The sequence below is a fragment of the Sphingomonas sp. RS2018 genome, from assembly GCF_054489605.1.
In genome coordinates, this window is sequence record NZ_JBTMWL010000003.1 from 22,675 (window position 1) to 38,263 (window position 15,589).

General features: G+C 67.2%; 14 protein-coding genes. 11 read left to right on the forward strand and 3 right to left on the reverse strand.

What is annotated here, in order from left to right; genetic code table 11:
• Window positions 1-43 precede the first annotated feature (43 nt).
• The 7 genes from ACX40P_RS09355 (at window position 44) to ACX40P_RS09385 (ending at window position 8,279) form a co-directional block, all read left to right on the forward strand.
• Complete coding sequence (locus ACX40P_RS09355) at window positions 44-1,105, forward strand: SDR family oxidoreductase (protein ID WP_459126073.1); 1,062 nt, start codon at window positions 44-46, stop codon at window positions 1,103-1,105.
• A gap of 86 nt (window positions 1,106-1,191) precedes the next feature.
• A complete protein-coding gene (locus tag ACX40P_RS09360) occupies window positions 1,192-2,406 on the forward strand; it encodes a DUF899 family protein (protein WP_459126074.1) in 1,215 nt (404 codons plus the stop codon).
• Window positions 2,354-3,511 (forward strand): Na+/H+ antiporter NhaA, encoded by a 1,158-nt coding sequence (nhaA, locus tag ACX40P_RS09365; RefSeq protein WP_459126075.1) that lies wholly within the window; start codon window positions 2,354-2,356, stop codon window positions 3,509-3,511. Before ACX40P_RS09360 ends, nhaA begins: the two co-directional genes overlap by 53 nt.
• Window positions 3,512-3,625: 114 nt before the next feature.
• Window positions 3,626-4,750, forward strand: coding sequence for an extracellular catalytic domain type 1 short-chain-length polyhydroxyalkanoate depolymerase (locus tag ACX40P_RS09370; RefSeq protein WP_459126076.1), 1,125 nt, complete (start codon window positions 3,626-3,628; stop codon window positions 4,748-4,750).
• A gap of 122 nt (window positions 4,751-4,872) precedes the next feature.
• On the forward strand, window positions 4,873-5,592 hold the full coding sequence (locus ACX40P_RS09375) for a FadR/GntR family transcriptional regulator (RefSeq protein WP_459126077.1): 720 nt from the start codon (window positions 4,873-4,875) through the stop codon (window positions 5,590-5,592).
• Window positions 5,593-5,738: 146 nt separating this feature from the next.
• On the forward strand, window positions 5,739-6,872 hold the full coding sequence (locus ACX40P_RS09380) for a glycoside hydrolase family 88/105 protein (protein ID WP_459126078.1): 1,134 nt from the start codon (window positions 5,739-5,741) through the stop codon (window positions 6,870-6,872).
• A 69-nt stretch (window positions 6,873-6,941) separates the two neighbouring features.
• Window positions 6,942-8,279: a BNR repeat-containing protein gene (locus ACX40P_RS09385; protein ID WP_459126079.1), complete on the forward strand. Its 1,338-nt coding sequence runs from the start codon at window positions 6,942-6,944 to the stop codon at window positions 8,277-8,279.
• A gap of 30 nt (window positions 8,280-8,309) precedes the next feature.
• Here ACX40P_RS09385 and ACX40P_RS09390 read toward each other — a convergent pair whose 3' ends face one another.
• Genes ACX40P_RS09390 through ACX40P_RS09400 form a run of 3 tightly spaced genes read right to left on the reverse strand, consistent with a single transcriptional unit; the run spans window position 8,310 to window position 9,652 of the window.
• Window positions 8,310-9,095, reverse strand: coding sequence for an energy transducer TonB (locus ACX40P_RS09390; protein ID WP_459126080.1), 786 nt, complete (start codon window positions 9,093-9,095; stop codon window positions 8,310-8,312).
• Between the two features lie 48 nt (window positions 9,096-9,143).
• Entirely contained in the window at window positions 9,144-9,341 is a 198-nt protein-coding gene (locus tag ACX40P_RS09395) for a hypothetical protein (protein ID WP_459126081.1), read from the reverse strand.
• Window positions 9,341-9,652, reverse strand: coding sequence for a hypothetical protein (locus tag ACX40P_RS09400; protein WP_459126082.1), 312 nt, complete (start codon window positions 9,650-9,652; stop codon window positions 9,341-9,343). Before ACX40P_RS09400 ends, ACX40P_RS09395 begins: the two co-directional genes overlap by 1 nt.
• A 104-nt stretch (window positions 9,653-9,756) precedes the next feature.
• On the opposite strand from ACX40P_RS09400, the gene ACX40P_RS09405 reads away from it, so the two are divergent.
• The 4 genes from ACX40P_RS09405 (at window position 9,757) to metH (ending at window position 15,515) form a co-directional block, all read left to right on the forward strand.
• A complete protein-coding gene (locus ACX40P_RS09405; RefSeq protein ID WP_459126083.1) occupies window positions 9,757-10,749 on the forward strand; it encodes an ArsR/SmtB family transcription factor in 993 nt (330 codons plus the stop codon).
• Window positions 10,746-11,666, forward strand: a complete 921-nt coding sequence (gene metF, locus ACX40P_RS09410) for a methylenetetrahydrofolate reductase [NAD(P)H] (RefSeq protein ID WP_459126084.1) — start codon at window positions 10,746-10,748, stop codon at window positions 11,664-11,666. The genes ACX40P_RS09405 and metF overlap by 4 nt, the downstream gene beginning before the upstream one ends.
• Complete coding sequence (locus tag ACX40P_RS09415; protein ID WP_459126085.1) at window positions 11,663-12,709, forward strand: homocysteine S-methyltransferase family protein; 1,047 nt, start codon at window positions 11,663-11,665, stop codon at window positions 12,707-12,709. The genes metF and ACX40P_RS09415 overlap by 4 nt, the downstream gene beginning before the upstream one ends.
• A 139-nt stretch (window positions 12,710-12,848) precedes the next feature.
• On the forward strand, window positions 12,849-15,515 hold the full coding sequence (gene metH, locus ACX40P_RS09420; protein WP_459126086.1) for a methionine synthase: 2,667 nt from the start codon (window positions 12,849-12,851) through the stop codon (window positions 15,513-15,515).
• Window positions 15,516-15,589: the final 74 nt, after the last annotated feature.

The window sequence follows — 15,589 nt, forward strand, 5'->3', positions numbered from 1 at the left end:
AAGCAATCGGTGACATCTCCCAGAAATCGATCGGAATAGTACAATGGCGAAGACAGCTCTGGTCGTGGGTGCCAGCGGCATCGTCGGCAGCGCGACGGCGGCCCTGCTGGTCGAACAGGGCTGGACGGTGTTCGGCCTTGCCCGCCGACCGACCGCGCAGGCCGGCGTGTTGCCGGTAGTTGTCGATCTGCAGGATACCGCCGGCACCGCGCAGGCGCTCGCCGCCATCGATCCGGACGCGGTGTTCATCACGACCTGGCTGCGTCAGGACAGCGAGGCCGAGAACATCCGCGTCAATGCCGGCATGGTTCGCAATTTGCTCGACGGACTGCCCCGACCAACCGGGCCGCGGCACGTGGCGCTGGTCACCGGGCTGAAGCATTACCTCGGTCCATTCGAGGCCTATGGGCAGGGCACGCTGCCGCAGACGCCGTTCCGCGAGGAGCAGGGTCGGCTGGATATCGAGAACTTCTATTATGCGCAGGAGGACGAGGTGTTCGCGGCCGCCGCGCGTGACGGCTTCAGCTGGAGCGTCCATCGTCCGCACACGGTGATCGGCATGGCGGTTGGCAACGCGATGAACATGGGTACGACGCTGGCGGTCTATGCGACGCTGTGCCGTGAGACCGGGCGGCCGTTCACCTTCCCGGGATCGGTCGCGCAGTGGAACGGGCTGACCGACATGACCGACGCCGGGCAGCTCGCGCGCCATCTGCTGTGGGCGACCGAAACCGATGCCGCGCACGATCAGGCGTTTAACGTCGTCAACGGCGACATCTTCCGCTGGCAGTGGATGTGGGGCCGGATCGCCGACTGGTTCGGGATCGAGGCGGCGCCGTTCGATGGCGTCGTCCGGCCGCTCGAACAGCAGATGGCTGAGGACGCCGCGACGTGGCGCGAGCTGGCGGTGCGCGAAGGACTGGCCGAATCCGATCTGAGCCGTCTCGCATCGCCCTGGCACACCGATGCCGACCTCGGCCGCCCGATCGAGGTGGTCACCGACATGTCGAAAAGCCGCCGCCTCGGCTTCACGCGGTATCAGCCGACCGACGACGCCTTCTTCGCGCTGTTCGAACGACTGCGGAGCGAGCGCCTCATCCCCTGATGCGCTCGGCCGCTGGCGTACAGAAACGGTCCGCGCCGACGATCGTTGAACGATCCGGACGATGGACTGCGTGAAGGAGAGGCACATTGGCCGCCGATGCGTTGGAACCCGCGGCGGCGCTGGCTGCGCTGCGCACACCGATATTTCCGGGCGAGACGCCAGCTTATGCCGAGGCGCGACGCCACCTGCTGGCGTCGGAAATCGAGGCCCGGCGGGTGCTGACCGCGCTGGCGGACGAACGCCGGGCGCTGCCGCCCGGTCCGATCGTCGACAAGGACTATCGTTTTCGCGATGGCGCGGGACGGGAGATGAGGGTGGCCGATCTGTTCGATGGCCGGCAGACGCTGATTACCTATTTCTGGATGTACGGCCCCGAACGTGACCGGCCGTGTCCGATGTGTACCGATACGCTCGCCGGACTGAACAGTGTGGCAGTGAATGTCGAGCAGCGTGCGGCGCTCAAGATTCTGGGCCGCAGCCCGGTGCCGCGGCAGGTCGCCTTCGCGCGGAAGGGTGGCTGGGACCACCTGACCTTCATCGAGACGATCGGCGATGCCTACGCCATCGATACCCAGGCGCTGACGCCCGACGGCGACGAATATCCGTCGTTCATCGTCTACCAACGCCACGGCGAAGACGTGCGCGTGTTTTACGCGGCGGAGATGCCCAAGGACGCCGCCGATCCGGAGCAGGATCCGCGTGGCGCCACCGACCTGTCGCCGCTCTGGAACATCCTCGATCATACGCCGGAGGGGCGGGCACGGATTGGTATCCGAAGCTGGAATATTGAAGCGACAGCCGTGGGCTTGCTGCGTTGGAACGCGGCGTGCCGCGGAGGGTTGATAGGCCAGACACCCCCGTCAACAAATCGAGGAGCGAGCCATGAGCATCGAAGGCAAGATCAAGGAAGCAGCCGGTTTCGTGAAGGAAGAGGCGTTCGAGCACGGCGATTCGCCCGAGAGCCAGAAGAAGGCGCAGGAAGGCCGCGACCTGCGCAACGAGGGCCGGATCGAGGACGGCAAGGCGCCGAAGACGACCGAGCCGGGCACCGGCGCCGAGTAAATCGGTTTCGAACGAATGACGAGGGCGTCGCCTGTACGGGCGGCGCCCTTTTCGTTGCCTTGGCGCCGGGCGCTGTCGCCGCGGGTCGCAAGGCGCCACAGGATAGCGCTTGCGCCGTGTCCGTCGTGCAGGCCTATACGCGGACAGGGTCGCCGAACGGGCTGACGGATACACGCTCGGAGATACATGCAGACCCGCACGGCACAGCACCCCCGCAGCGCGATCCGCCGCTTCCTTGACGCGCAGTCGTCGGGGGGGATCGTGCTGATGGCCGCGGCGGTGATCGCGCTGGTCATCGCCAATTCGCCGGCGGGGCCGGGTTACGACGCGCTGCTGCATATCGGCATCGGGCCGCTGTCGCTGGGGCACTGGATCAACGACGGTCTGATGGCGGTGTTCTTCCTGCTGGTCGGGCTGGAGATCAAGCGCGAGATGCTCGTCGGCGAGCTGTCGAGCTGGCGGCGACGGGCGCTGCCGGGGATGGCTGCGGCGGGCGGGATGCTGGTGCCGGCGCTGGTGTATCTGGCGTTCAATCCCGGACCAGCGGCGGTCGGCTGGGCGATCCCGGCGGCGACCGACATCGCCTTCGCATTGGGGGTGATCGCGCTGCTGGGAACACGCGTGCCGGTGTCGCTGCGCGTGTTCCTGGCGGCGCTGGCGATCATCGACGATCTGGGCGCGGTCGCGATCATCGCATTGTTCTATACCGCGCAACTGTCGGTGCCCGCGCTGGCCGGCGCAGCTATAGCGGTCGCGGTGCTCGCCGCGATGAACCGGTTCGGCGTGCGGCGGCTGTCGCCTTATCTGATCGTCGGTGCGATCCTGTGGGTGTTCGTGTTGCGATCGGGGGTGCATGCCACGCTGGCCGGAGTGATGCTGGCGTTCGCGATCCCGATGGCGCGGGGCGAGGGCGAGCCGCGCAGTCCGCTGCACCGGCTGGAGCACGCGCTGCATCTGCCGGTCGCCTTCCTGATCCTGCCGGTGTTCGGCCTCGCCAATGCCGCGGTGCCGGTGCTCGGCCTGCCACTTGGTGCGCTGACGGCGCCGGTGACGCTGGGGGTCGCCGCCGGCCTGTCGCTGGGGAAGGTCGTCGGTGTGTTCGGCAGTGCCGCGATCGCCATCAAGCTGGGCGTGGCGGACCGGCCGGCGGGGGCGGGCCGGGCGCAGATGTTCGGCGTGGCGATGCTGTGCGGGATCGGCTTCACGATGAGCATTTTCATCACCTTGCTGGCCTTTCCTGCAGACCCCCTTCTGCAGGCACAGGCCAAGGTCGGCGTGCTCGCCGGATCGCTCGTCGCCGGCGCGATCGGCTACGGCATTCTACGGTTTTCGCGGGCGTCGTGAGGGCCGTGGGCATCGGCGCTGCCTTGCGAACGTCACACTCGATACTTATCTATTGTGCGCTGCAACATGATGTCGACCGGCTTGGCGTCGCGGTGTCACGATAAGGATACCCGAATGCGCAGGATTTCAGACACGATCACCCGCCTGACGGCGATGCGCGGCATGAGCGCGATGGCAGGCGGGATGGGCGACAGCGGACGGCTGACGCCACTCGAGGATTTCGGGTCCAATCCCGGCGCGCTCAACGCGCATGTCTATCTGCCGCCCGCGCTGGCCGAGGAGGCGCCGCTGGTCGTCGTCCTGCACGGCTGCACCCAGACGGCGGCGGGTTATGATGCCGGCGCGGGCTGGTCGGAGATGGCCGACCGTCACGGCTTCGCGGTGCTGTTTCCGGAACAGACGCGACAGAACAATGCGAACCTGTGCTTCAACTGGTTCGAAGCCGGCGACATCCGCCGCGGGGCGGGGGAGGCCCTGTCGATCCGTCAGATGATCGCCGCCGTCGTCGATGCGCAGGCGATCGATCCGGCGCGGGTGTTCGTGACCGGCCTGTCGGCAGGCGGCGCGATGGCGTCGGTGACGCTCGCCACCTATCCGGAAGTGTTCGCCGGCGGGGCGATCATCGCCGGTCTGTCCTACGGCATCGCCGGATCGATCCCGCAGGCGCTGGACCGGATGCGCGGTCACGGCCTTCCGGGTGCCGACGACCTGTCCGCACTCGTGCGTCGCGCGTCGGATCACGACGGCCCGTGGCCGACCATCTCGGTCTGGCACGGCAGCGGCGATGCGACCGTTAGCCAGAGCAATGCCGACGCCATCATCGCGCAGTGGCGCGCGTTACACGGGGTGGGCGCCGCACCGGACCTGGTGGAGACGATCGACGGCTATCCGCGCCGGACGTGGCGCGGTGCGGATGGTCGCGCGGTGATCGAGGATTACCGCATCACCGGCATGGGACATGGCACGCCGCTTAACGTGGGCGGCGACAATGGCTGCGGTCGCGCCGGGCCCCACATGCTCGACGTCGATATCTCGTCGACGCAGCGCATCTGCGGTTTCTGGGGGATTGCCGAAACAGGCGACGATCGCCGCACCGTCGTATCGAGCGCTCCGGCCACAAAGGCGTCTGCGCCCGAGCCCGATCGCCGCCCGCGCCCGATGCCAGCGCCTGCCCGCGCGCCCGCGGGCGTCGGCCGGATCATCGACGATGCGCTCCGTGCCGCCGGATTGATGCGCTGAAGATGAATTACCGCCGTTTTGGCACCAGTCAAATGCTTATAAACAAAGTATAATAATATAACCGTTGCCAAGCATGCTCTCGTTCGCGACAGTGGCCGATACGTACAAATGGGGGAATTGGTATGGCGAAGGTAGCTTCGCTGACCGACGCATTGTTCGCGAAGCTTCAGTCGCAGATCCTGTCGGGTGATCTCTCCCCCGGCGAACGGTTGCCGACGCAGAAGCAGATCGCAGTGGATGAAGACGTCAGCCGCACCGTGGTACGCGAGGCGGTCGCTCGGTTGGAGGCGCAGGGCCTTGCCGAAGCGCGTCAGGGCTCCGGCGTGTTCGTGGCGGCGGGTGCGCATTATCATGCGTTTCAGGTGACGCGCGAGGAATTGGCCGAACTGGCCGATGTCGTGAAGCTGCTGGAAACGCGGCTGGCGATCGAGGCGGAGATGGCGGCGTTCGCCGCGTCGCGTCGGACGATGGACGATGTCAATGCGATCCGCGCCGCGCTGCGCGCGATCGATGCGGCGAACGAGGATCCCGGGGCCGCGGCACAGGCCGACATGCGTTTCCACCTCGCCATCGCGAAGGCGACGCACAACGATTATTTCGTGCGGCTGATCGACTTCCTCGGCATGCGGCTGGTGCCGCCGCGCACCCTGTTCCTGCGGGACGAATCGCCCGAGGCACATCAGGGCTATATCGACCGCGTGCGCGAGGAGCATGAGGCAATCGTCGAGGCAATCGTGCGGATGGACGCCACGCGCGCGCGCGATGCCGCGCGGCATCACATGGAGGAAAGCCTCAGCCGCCACATGGACCTGAACGAAAGCGCGCAGGTCGCAAAGCCTTGAAATGGCGATGGCGGGCGATTGACCGCCGGGTAAGTCGTACGATAACCGACTGGTTGCCGGGCTGATTCGTCGATCGGTGCTTCGCGCGGGGCTTCGCACGACGGTGAGACGTCGCGGGGAACCGTGATATCCCAGGAGACTATTCGATGATCGCCCGCTTCTTCGCCGCCGTCGCACTGGTCGCCGCGCCCGCCGTGTCCTTTGCGCAAGCGCCGAGCGCGCCGATCGCGTCCGCGGTGAAGCTGGCCGACTGGCAGCTCGCGCGGATGGGCGATCCGTCGCATGTCAGCCGCGCGACGGGCGAGACGAAGAAGCCGCGCGCGTGGGAGCAGGCGGTGTTCTGGGTCGGCATGACCGCGCTCGCCGACGCCGGCGCGCCGCCGCGTATCCGCGAGGCGATCCTGGCGATGGGCCGGGCGAATGGCTGGCGACCGGGCGACAGCACCTACTTCGCCGACGACCATGCGATCACGCAAAGCTACCTTTGGGCCGCGCGCAACGGCGCGGGCAAGGACGCGATCCAGCCGACCCAGGCGGCGTTCGACCGGGTGGTCGATGTGCCGGCGGTCACCACGCTTGCCTTCGTCGTGCCGCCGGGCGGCTACAGCCGCACCGAATGCCTAACGCGGTGGTGCTGGTGCGATGCGTTGTTCATGGCACCGCCTGCCTTCATCGAGCTTAGCCGCCAGACGGGGAACCCCAAATACCGCGATTTCGCGCTGAAGGAATTTTGGGCGACGACCGACTTCCTGTTCGATCCGGTCGAGAAGCTCTATTATCGCGACAGCCGCTTCTTCGATCGGCGCGATGCGAAGCAGCGCAAGCAGTTCTGGGCGCGCGGCAACGGCTGGGTCTTCGGCGGCCTCGCCCGCATCATCCCGATGCTGCCGCCGCGCAGTCCGTACCGTTTGCGGCTGGAGGGGCTGTTCCGCGACATGGCCGCCAAGTTGAAGGCGACGCAGAAGCCCGACGGCTATTGGGCGCCGTCGATCCTGGCAGCGGAGGAGTCGCCGCCGGAATCGAGCGGGACCGGCTTCAACACCTATGGCCTTGCCTGGGGCATCAACGCGGGATTGCTGCCGCGGGCGGAGTACGAACCCGCGGTGCGGCGCGGCTGGGCGGCGCTGGAACGTGCGATCCAGCGCGATGGGCGGCTGGGCTGGGTGCAGCAGGTCAGCGACCGGCCGGAAGCGGTTGCAGCGCAGGACACGCAATATTACGGTGTCGGCGCCTATCTGCTCGCCGCCACGCAGGTCGCCGCACTCGATCGCCGCCGCTGAACGGGCGAAGCGGGGCTCACGCACCTAACCCGTGATTGCCGACGCGATCGCTTCGACAGGATCCCAAAAATGCGAACGCGGTGTGCAGGATCGATCGGTGTTCTCCGCGCGGCGTGGGTATCGGGCGCGCTGCTCGCATCGTCGATATCGCCTGTAGCGGCACAGACGCCTGCCAAGACCGCGACCGTCTCCGCCATCGACCGTGTCTGGTCGGGGCATAGCGTTGGGTTCGCGCTCGTCGTGACGAAGGAGCGCATCTTTGCCGGCTATTATGACGCGAACCGGCAGCTGACAGTGGCGTCGCGACCGCGGCGGTTTGCGGCATGGGTCTATCACAAGCTGGACAGCTGGGTGGGGTGGGACAGCCACAACTACATCGCGATGGCGGTGGATTCGGTGGGGCAGGTGCATGTCGCGGCGAACATGCACGGCGACCCGCTGGTCTATTACCGCACGACCGCGGCCGGCGACGTGCGGACGATGACGCGGCGGGCGGTGATGGTCGATCCACCCCGCGAGCAGCGGATGACGTATCCGATCTTCCTGCACGACGCGGCCGGGCGACTGATCTTCAAATATCGTGACGGATCGAGTGGCAACGGCAACGAGATCTACAACGTGCTCGACGCCGCCAGCGGGCAATGGGCGCCGCTGCTGTCGCAGCCGCTGGCGGACGGGGAGGGACGTCGCAACGCCTATTTCGTCGGGCCGGTCGCCGGGCCGGACGGGCGCTTCCACATCGCATGGGTCTGGCGCGAGACGCCGATGGCGGAGACCAACCACGACCTGTCCTATGCCCGTAGCCGCGACCTGGTGCATTGGGAACGCTCCGACGGCACCGCGCTGACGCTGCCGATCCGCCTGTCGAGCGCGGAGATCGTCGATGCCGTGCCGGTGCGCGGGGGCATGATCAACAACAACACCTTGGTCGGCTTCGATCAGGCCGGACGCGTGCTGATCGCCTATCACAAGTTCGATGCCGCCGGGCAGACGCAGATCTATCTGGCGCGGCGGGAGGGCAATCGGTGGCGGATCGCGCAGGCCAGCGACTGGCGCGACTTCCGCTGGGACTTCCGCGGCGGCGGATCGCTCGACAGCCGGCTGGTGCTGAAAGCGCCGGTCGCCGATGGTCCGAACCGTATCCGCCTGTCGCTGATTCGCGACGGTAAGCCGATCGACCTGCTGCTAGATACCACGACACTGGCGCGGGTCGAGGAGCGATCGGCGGTGACGCTGGCCGCCACGCTCGCCACGGCGATGCCGCCGCCGGCGGGCATGGGGATCGAGACGGTCGAGGATGCCGGCGGATCGGGCATCGCTCTGGCCTGGGCAACGCGACCGCCGCAGCGCGACCGGCCGAGCGGCGACATTCCGGCGCCGACGATATTGTATCTTATCGATCGATAACTGCCGGCAATCGGGTCGCGTAAGGTGACTTCACCAACCTAAACGGCGGCGTTGCGCCACCGCAGGCTCTGCGAAATCCGCGGCAGTCATCTCGTTTACCCACTCGTGGCTTTCGACTATGTCGGCAGCGACCGGACGGCCGGCGCTGTCACGCGAGGGTCGAAAGCGGAAGCGCTGGGTGATGAGGCGGCAGGTGGTGGCGTCGAGGAGGGGGACGCCGCTGGATCGGGTGATGCGACAGTTGCCGACGCGGCCCGAGGGCAGCACAGTATAACGTACGCCGACGCGGCCGCCGTCGCTCGTCTCCCGTAAAGCATCCGGAAAATCGCGGTCACTCATCCGACCACCGGTCCAGTGCGGCGGGGTTTCGTCCCCGCCGCCGCCATCGCCGTCGCCGCCCATGCCGCTGCCGGTGCCGTCACCGATACCGCCGGCCCCGGTGCCCGGGCCGGGAATGTCCGCGGCGCCTTGGGTCGATCGACTGCCGATGCCGGAATCGGGAGCGGTAACGACGGGAGGGGGCACGGTAATTTCGACCGGCGGCGGCGCCACGATCTCGGTCGCCTGCGATCGCAGATTGGGCGGGGCGGCTGCACCTTCGGGTCGGCGCGACGGGCTGGGGCGCTTTTCGACCGGAGGCTGCTTCACGACGGGCGCGGGCGGGGTGAGGTCGAACATTGCCAGGCCGGGCTGGTCGGATCGCGAGAATTGGACGGCAAGTCCGGCGATGAGCGCAACCAGCAGGGCGCCAAGCAACACGGCCGCAATCACCGCGGCACCGATGCGATCGCGCTTCGACGGGGCGTACCGGATCATCACGATATGGATATTGGCGAGGCCGGCATGAACGCCGGCTGTGCCGCATCAGCGGGTCGTTCGGGCGCTCGCATTTACACCGATCGCGTTCGCGTCGACGGCGCCGTCGTTCAGCATCACGGCGGCGTCGCTGATGTCCTGCGCCTCGTCGGGGGTGAGCCCGGAAGGCTCGCTATCGTCCGCCGAACCGCATGCCGACAACAGCAGCAGCGGCGCGGCGGCGCCGACGAAGCGCAGGAGGTTCATCAGTCGCGCATCGAGTTACCCGCCGCGACAAGCGTGTTGCCCGTCGCGTCGACCGCACGATCGGCGGCGTTGGCGGTGGCATCGCCGGCGCGATCCAGCGCACGGCCCGCGTCGTCCGCGGCGTTCTCGGCCGAGCGGACAGCATCGTCGGTTGCGGCGTCGACATCGCTGCCAGCCTCACGCATCGTCGCGTTCGCGTCGGCGGCCGTTGCATCGACGTCGTTCGCCATGGAATCCTGCGTCTTCTCGCTGCAGGCGGCCAGGCCAAAGGCGGCGGCGAGCGCGAGCGGCAGAATGATTGTCTTCTTCATGAGTGGTCTCCCTTCCTGTGAAGCGGCTGTAACGCCGTCACAACGAAAAGGGTGCAAAGTGCAGCGATTGACCGCATATAAAGATATCTTTATATCTCTATTCCATGCACGCCGCCCTAGAGATTCTCCGCGCTTGCGCCGACATTACGCGGTTGCGCATCCTGTCGCTGCTGCGGGCAATGGAATTGTCGGTCGGCGAGCTGGCGCAGGTGCTGGGGCAGAGCCAGCCGCGGGTCAGCCGGCATGTGAAGATACTGGCCGATGCCGGGCTTGTCGAGCGGCGTAAGGAGGGCAGCTGGGTCTTCGTTGCACTCGGCCATTGCGATCGGGTGACACCGGTGTTCGACGCGCTGGCGGCATGGACCTCGGCCGACGACGCGGACTGGACGACGGCGGACAGCGCGCGGCTAGCGGCGGTGCGCGCCGACCGCGCGACCGCGGCGGCGCAGTGGTTCGAGGCGCATGCGCCGGAGTGGGATGCGATCCGGTCGCTGCATGTCGCCGACGAGGAGGTCGAGGCGGCGATGCGCCGCGTGCTGGGGGCCGGAGAACAGAGCGGTGGCGATCTGGGCCGGCTGATCGATATCGGTACGGGCACGGGGCGCATGCTGGAGTTGTTCGCGCCGCACGCGCAGGCGGCGCTCGGCATCGACCGCTCGTCAGAGATGCTGCGCATGGCGCGCGCGAAGCTGCAGGGGCAGGCGAACACCGACCTGCGTCAGGCGGACCTGTACGCGCTGCCGATGCGCGATGCGGAGGCGAACGTCGCGATCCTGCACCATGTGCTGCACTTCGCGCAGCAGCCCGGCGCAGCGATCGCCGAGGCCGCGCGGGTGCTGGCGGCGGGGGGGCGGCTGCTGATCGCCGACTTCGCGAGCCACGACCGCGAAGAGCTGCGGTCGCGCGAAGGTCACATCAGATTAGGGTTTTCGGACGATCATATGCTCGGCTGGTTCGGTGCGGCAGGCCTCGCCCCCGATCGGATCGAGACGCTGGAGGGTAGCGAATTGACGGTGAAACTGTGGCTGGCGCGCAAGCTGCCCGCGAGCGATGTCGATGGCCCGGTGCGGGCCGTGGCCGGGGTGCGGGCAGCGTGAGCGCGCCCTCGATTGACGGCGGCGCGTTCCGTTGTGCCGACGTGCCGGGTGACGTCGCGGTCAGCTTCGAATTCTTTCCACCGAAGACCGAGACGGCCGAGGCCAATCTGTGGGAAGCGGTGCGGACGCTGGAGACGCTCGCGCCGCGCTTCGCGTCGATGACCTATGGTGCGGGCGGGACGACGCGTGACCGGACGCTGGCGAGCGTCGCCCGGCTTGCGAACGAAACGTCGATCCCGGCCGCCGCGCACCTGACCTGCGTCGAGGCGACGCGGGAAGAGATCGATGCCGTCGCCGAGCAATATTGGGCGTCGGGCGTGCGCCACATCGTCGCGCTGCGCGGCGATCCGCCGACGGCGGGCGCGAAGTTCGTGTCGCCCGCGGGCGGCTATGCCAATGCGGCGGCGCTGGTGGAGGGGCTGCTGAAGCTGCACCCGTTCGAGATTTCGGTCGCGGCCTATCCCGAATGCCATCCGGACTCCGCGCATGCGGCGGCCGACCTCGACAATCTGAAGCGCAAGCTGGATGCCGGGGCGACCCGCGCGCTGACGCAGTTCTTCTTCGAGCCCGAGACCTTCCTGCGCTTCCGCGACGCGGCGGCGGCGGCGGGAATCAGGGCGGAGATCGTGCCGGGCATCATGCCGGTCACCAACGTCGCCAGCGTCAAGCGCATGTCGGCGATGTGCGGGACGGCGGTGCCCGACTGGCTGGCGCATCTGTTCGACGGGATGGACGAACAGCCCGGCGCACGCCAGCTGGTCGCCGCGACCGTCGCCGCCGAACTGTGCCGCCGCCTGTACGACGGCGGCGAGCGCGCCTTCCACTTCTACACGCTCAACCGGGCGGACATCAGCTATGCGTTGTGCCGGATGCTCGGCGTCCGCCCCACGGCCCCTGCACAGGAGAAGGCGGCATGACGGCCCGCGAGCGACTGAACGCCGAAGCGGCGAAGCGCATCCTCATCACCGACGGTGCCTTCGGCACCGAAATCCAGAACTGGAAGCTGTCGGAGGCCGACTACGCGGGCACGCTGGGGCTGGGTCACGACCAGAAGGGCAACAACGACATCCTGGCGATCACGAAGCCCGAGGTGCCGGAGACGATCACCCGCGCCTATCTGGATTCGGGGTCGGACATCGTGTCGACCAACACCTTTTCCGCCAACCTCATCAGCCAGGCCGATTACGGCGCCGAGGCGCTGGTACGCGACATCAATGTCGAGAGCGCGAAGATCGCGCGTCGTCTGGCGGACGAATATGCGGCGAAGGACGGCCGTCCGCGCTTCGTCGCCGGGGCGATCGGCCCGACCAACAAGACGCTGTCGCTGAGCCCCGACGTCAACGATCCCGGTTTCCGCGAGATCGACTTCGACTATCTGACCGGCGTCTACCGCGAGCAGACCGATGCTCTGCTGGACGGCGGGGCGGACTTCATCCTGATCGAGACGGTGTTCGACACGCTGAATGCGAAGGCCGGCGTGATGGCGGCGATCCAGGCCGGTGCGGCGCGCGGGGTCGATGTGCCGATCATGCTGTCCATGACGCTGACCGACCTGTCGGGGCGCAACCTGTCGGGGCATACGGTCGAGGCGTTCTGGCATGCGGTGCGCCATGCGAAGCCGGTCACGATCGGGCTGAACTGTTCGTTCGGCGCCGAGCAGCTGCGCCCGCACGTGAAGACGCTGTCGGCGATCTGCGACACGCTCATCATGGTGTATCCGAATGCTGGCCTGCCCAACGAACTGGGCGCGTATGACGAGATGCCGGTGACGACCGCCGGGCTGGTGCGCGAATGGGCGGATGCGGGGCAGGTCAACATCCTCGGCGGCTGCTGCGGATCGACGCCGGCGCATATCAAGGCGATCGCGGACACCGTCCGCGGCCTGCCGCCGCGGGTGCCGGTGACGCCGCCGGTGCGGACGCGGCTGGCGGGACTCGAGCCGTTCACGATGGCGGCGTGAAGTTGATCCTCCCCGGCACGGGGAGGGGGACCGCGCGCGAAGCGCGTGGTGGAGGGGGCTCTCCACCAGTGATAGACTTTGTGGAGAGCCCCCTCCACCATGCTTCGCATGGTCCCCCTCCCCGTTCCGGGGAGGATTTATGAAGAGTGCCATGACCACCACCTCCTCGACCAACTTCGTCAACATCGGTGAGCGCACCAACGTCACCGGCTCGGCCCGCTTCAAGAAGCTGGTGATGGCGGGCGACTATGCCGCGGCGGTCGAGGTGGCGTTGCAGCAGGTCGAGGCGGGGGCGCAGGTGCTCGACGTCAACATGGACGAGGGGCTGCTCGATGCGCACCACGCCATGACGACGTTCCTGAAGCTGATCCAGGCCGAGCCCGACATCGCGCGCATCCCGGTGATGGTCGACAGTTCGAAATGGGACGTGATCGAGGCCGGGCTGAAGTGCGTCAGCGGCAAGCCGATCGTCAATTCGATCAGCATGAAGGAGGGCGAGGCGCAGTTCCTCGACCACGCCCGCAAGTGCATGGCGTACGGCGCCGCGGTCGTCGTCATGGCGTTCGACGAGGTCGGACAGGCGGATACGAAGGAGCGCAAGGTCGAGATCTGCGAGCGCGCCTACAAGCTGCTGACCGGGATGGGCTTTCCACCCGAGGATATCATCTTCGATCCCAACGTGTTCGCGGTGGCGACGGGGATCGAGGAGCACAACAACTACGGCGTCGACTTCATCGAGGCGTGCCGGGAGATCAAGGCACGCTGCCCGCACGTCCATATCTCGGGCGGCCTGTCGAACCTGTCGTTCAGCTTCCGCGGCAACGAGCCGGTGCGGAAAGCGATGCACAGCGTGTTCCTGTACCACGCCATCCCCGCCGGCATGGACATGGCGATCGTCAACGCAGGGCAGCTCGACGTTTACGATCAGATCGATCCGGAGCTGCGCACCGCGGTCGAGGATGTGGTGCTCAACCGCGATCCCGAAGCGGGCGACCGGCTGGTCGCGCTGGCCGAGAAATATCGAGGCACCGATGCGGTGGCGGAGAAGGCGGCGGCGGAATGGCGCAGCCTGCCGGTCACCAAGCGGCTGGAATATGCGCTGGTGAAGGGGATCGACGCGCACGTTGTCGACGATACCGAGGAGTGCCGTCTTGCCTTCGCCCGCCCGATCGAGGTGATCGAAGGGCCGCTGATGGACGGGATGAACGTCGTCGGCGACCTGTTCGGGTCGGGTAAGATGTTCCTGCCGCAGGTCGTCAAATCGGCGCGCGTGATGAAGAAGGCGGTCGCCCATCTGCTCCCCTATATCGAGGCGGCGAAGGAGCCGGGCGCGAAGGGCAAGGGCAAGGTCATCATGGCGACCGTAAAGGGCGACGTGCATGACATCGGCAAGAACATCGTCGGCGTCGTCCTGCAGTGCAACGGCTTCGAGGTGATTGATCTCGGCGTCATGGTGCCGTGGTCGAAGATCCTGGAGGCGGCGAATGAGAACGAGGCCGATATGATCGGCCTGTCGGGCCTCATCACCCCGTCGCTGGACGAGATGGTGACCGTCGCCGAGGAGATGAAGCGCGCGAAGATGACGATGCCGCTGCTGATCGGCGGCGCGACGACGTCGAAGGTGCACACTGCGCTGCGCATCGCCCCCGCCTATGACGGGCCGGTCGTGCATGTGCTCGACGCCAGCCGCGCGGTCGGCGTGGCGACGACCCTGGTGTCCGACACGATCCGCGACGACTTCGTGACGAAGACCGCCGACGAGTATGAGGCGGTGCGCGTGTCGCGCGCCAACAAGGGCCAGAACGAGCTGCTGCCGATCGCCAAGGCGCGGGCGAATCCGTTTGTCGCCGACATGTCGCTGAAGCCCGACGCACCGAATCAGCCGGGTGTCCATGTCTTCCGAGACTGGGATCTGGCGTCGCTGCGCGACTATATCGACTGGACGCCGTTCTTTCGAGCCTGGGAGCTGGCGGGCAATTATCCGGCGATCCTGGACGACGAAGTGGTTGGCGAAAGTGCGCGCTCGCTGTTCGCGGATGCGACCGCGATGCTGGACCGCATCATCGACGAGAAATGGCTGACTGCTCGCGGCGTCGCCGGGCTGTGGCCGTGCGCGCGCTACGAGGACGATGTCGTCGTCGACCTGAAGGGCGATTTCAACGCGGAGGAACTGCGCGGCTTCGACATGCTCGGGCTGGTCGAGGGCACCGACATCGTCCGCCTGCCGTTCCTGCGCCAGCAGATCGTGAAGCGCGAGGGTCGGCCGAACATGTGCCTGTCCGACTTCATCGACGAGAAGGGCGACTGGATCGGCGCGTTCGCGGTGTCGATCCACGGTATCGAACCCCATCTGGCGCGCTTCAAGGCGGCGATCGACGACTATTCGGACATATTGCTGAAGGCACTGGCCGACCGGCTGGCCGAGGCGATGGCCGAGGCGCTGCACCGCCACGTCCGCACCGAGCTGTGGGGTTATGCGCCGGACGAGCAGCTCGACAACAATGCCCTGATCCGCGAGCAATATCGCGGCATCCGCCCGGCGCCGGGCTATCCGGCGTGCCCGGAGCACAGTTTGAAGATCCAGCTGTTCGAGATGCTGGACGCGCATCACGCGACCGGCATCAGCCTGACCGAAAGCTTCGCGATGCTGCCGACCGCGGCGGTCAGCGGCTTCTACTTCGGCCATCCCCAGGCGGAGTATTTCGGCGTGGCGCGGATCGGCGAGGACCAGTTGGCCGAATATGCGGTGCGGCGCGGGATCGAGCCGGCACTGGCGGAACGCTATCTGCGGCCGAATTTGAGCTGAGGGCAGGCGCCCCTATCGGGCAAATCTATCCCACCCGTTCGTGCTGAGCGAAGTCGAAGCACCTTGTGGAGAGC

Bases quoted from the DNA above. Each gene is read 5' to 3' on its own strand.
- ACX40P_RS09355 (WP_459126073.1), top strand. From the start codon at position 44: ATGGCGAAGACAGCTCTGGTCGTGGGTGCCAGCGGCATCGTCGGCAGC.
- nhaA (WP_459126075.1), top strand. From the start codon at position 2,354: ATGCAGACCCGCACGGCACAGCACCCCCGCAGCGCGATCCGCCGCTTC.
- ACX40P_RS09370 (WP_459126076.1), top strand. From the start codon at position 3,626: ATGCGCAGGATTTCAGACACGATCACCCGCCTGACGGCGATGCGCGGC.
- ACX40P_RS09375 (WP_459126077.1), top strand. From the start codon at position 4,873: ATGGCGAAGGTAGCTTCGCTGACCGACGCATTGTTCGCGAAGCTTCAG.
- ACX40P_RS09380 (WP_459126078.1), top strand. From the start codon at position 5,739: ATGATCGCCCGCTTCTTCGCCGCCGTCGCACTGGTCGCCGCGCCCGCC.
- ACX40P_RS09385 (WP_459126079.1), top strand. From the start codon at position 6,942: ATGCGAACGCGGTGTGCAGGATCGATCGGTGTTCTCCGCGCGGCGTGG.
- ACX40P_RS09390 (WP_459126080.1), bottom strand. From the start codon at position 9,095: ATGATCCGGTACGCCCCGTCGAAGCGCGATCGCATCGGTGCCGCGGTG.
- ACX40P_RS09395 (WP_459126081.1), bottom strand. From the start codon at position 9,341: ATGAACCTCCTGCGCTTCGTCGGCGCCGCCGCGCCGCTGCTGCTGTTG.
- ACX40P_RS09400 (WP_459126082.1), bottom strand. From the start codon at position 9,652: ATGAAGAAGACAATCATTCTGCCGCTCGCGCTCGCCGCCGCCTTTGGC.
- ACX40P_RS09405 (WP_459126083.1), top strand. From the start codon at position 9,757: ATGCACGCCGCCCTAGAGATTCTCCGCGCTTGCGCCGACATTACGCGG.
- ACX40P_RS09415 (WP_459126085.1), top strand. From the start codon at position 11,663: ATGACGGCCCGCGAGCGACTGAACGCCGAAGCGGCGAAGCGCATCCTC.
- metH (WP_459126086.1), top strand. From the start codon at position 12,849: ATGAAGAGTGCCATGACCACCACCTCCTCGACCAACTTCGTCAACATC.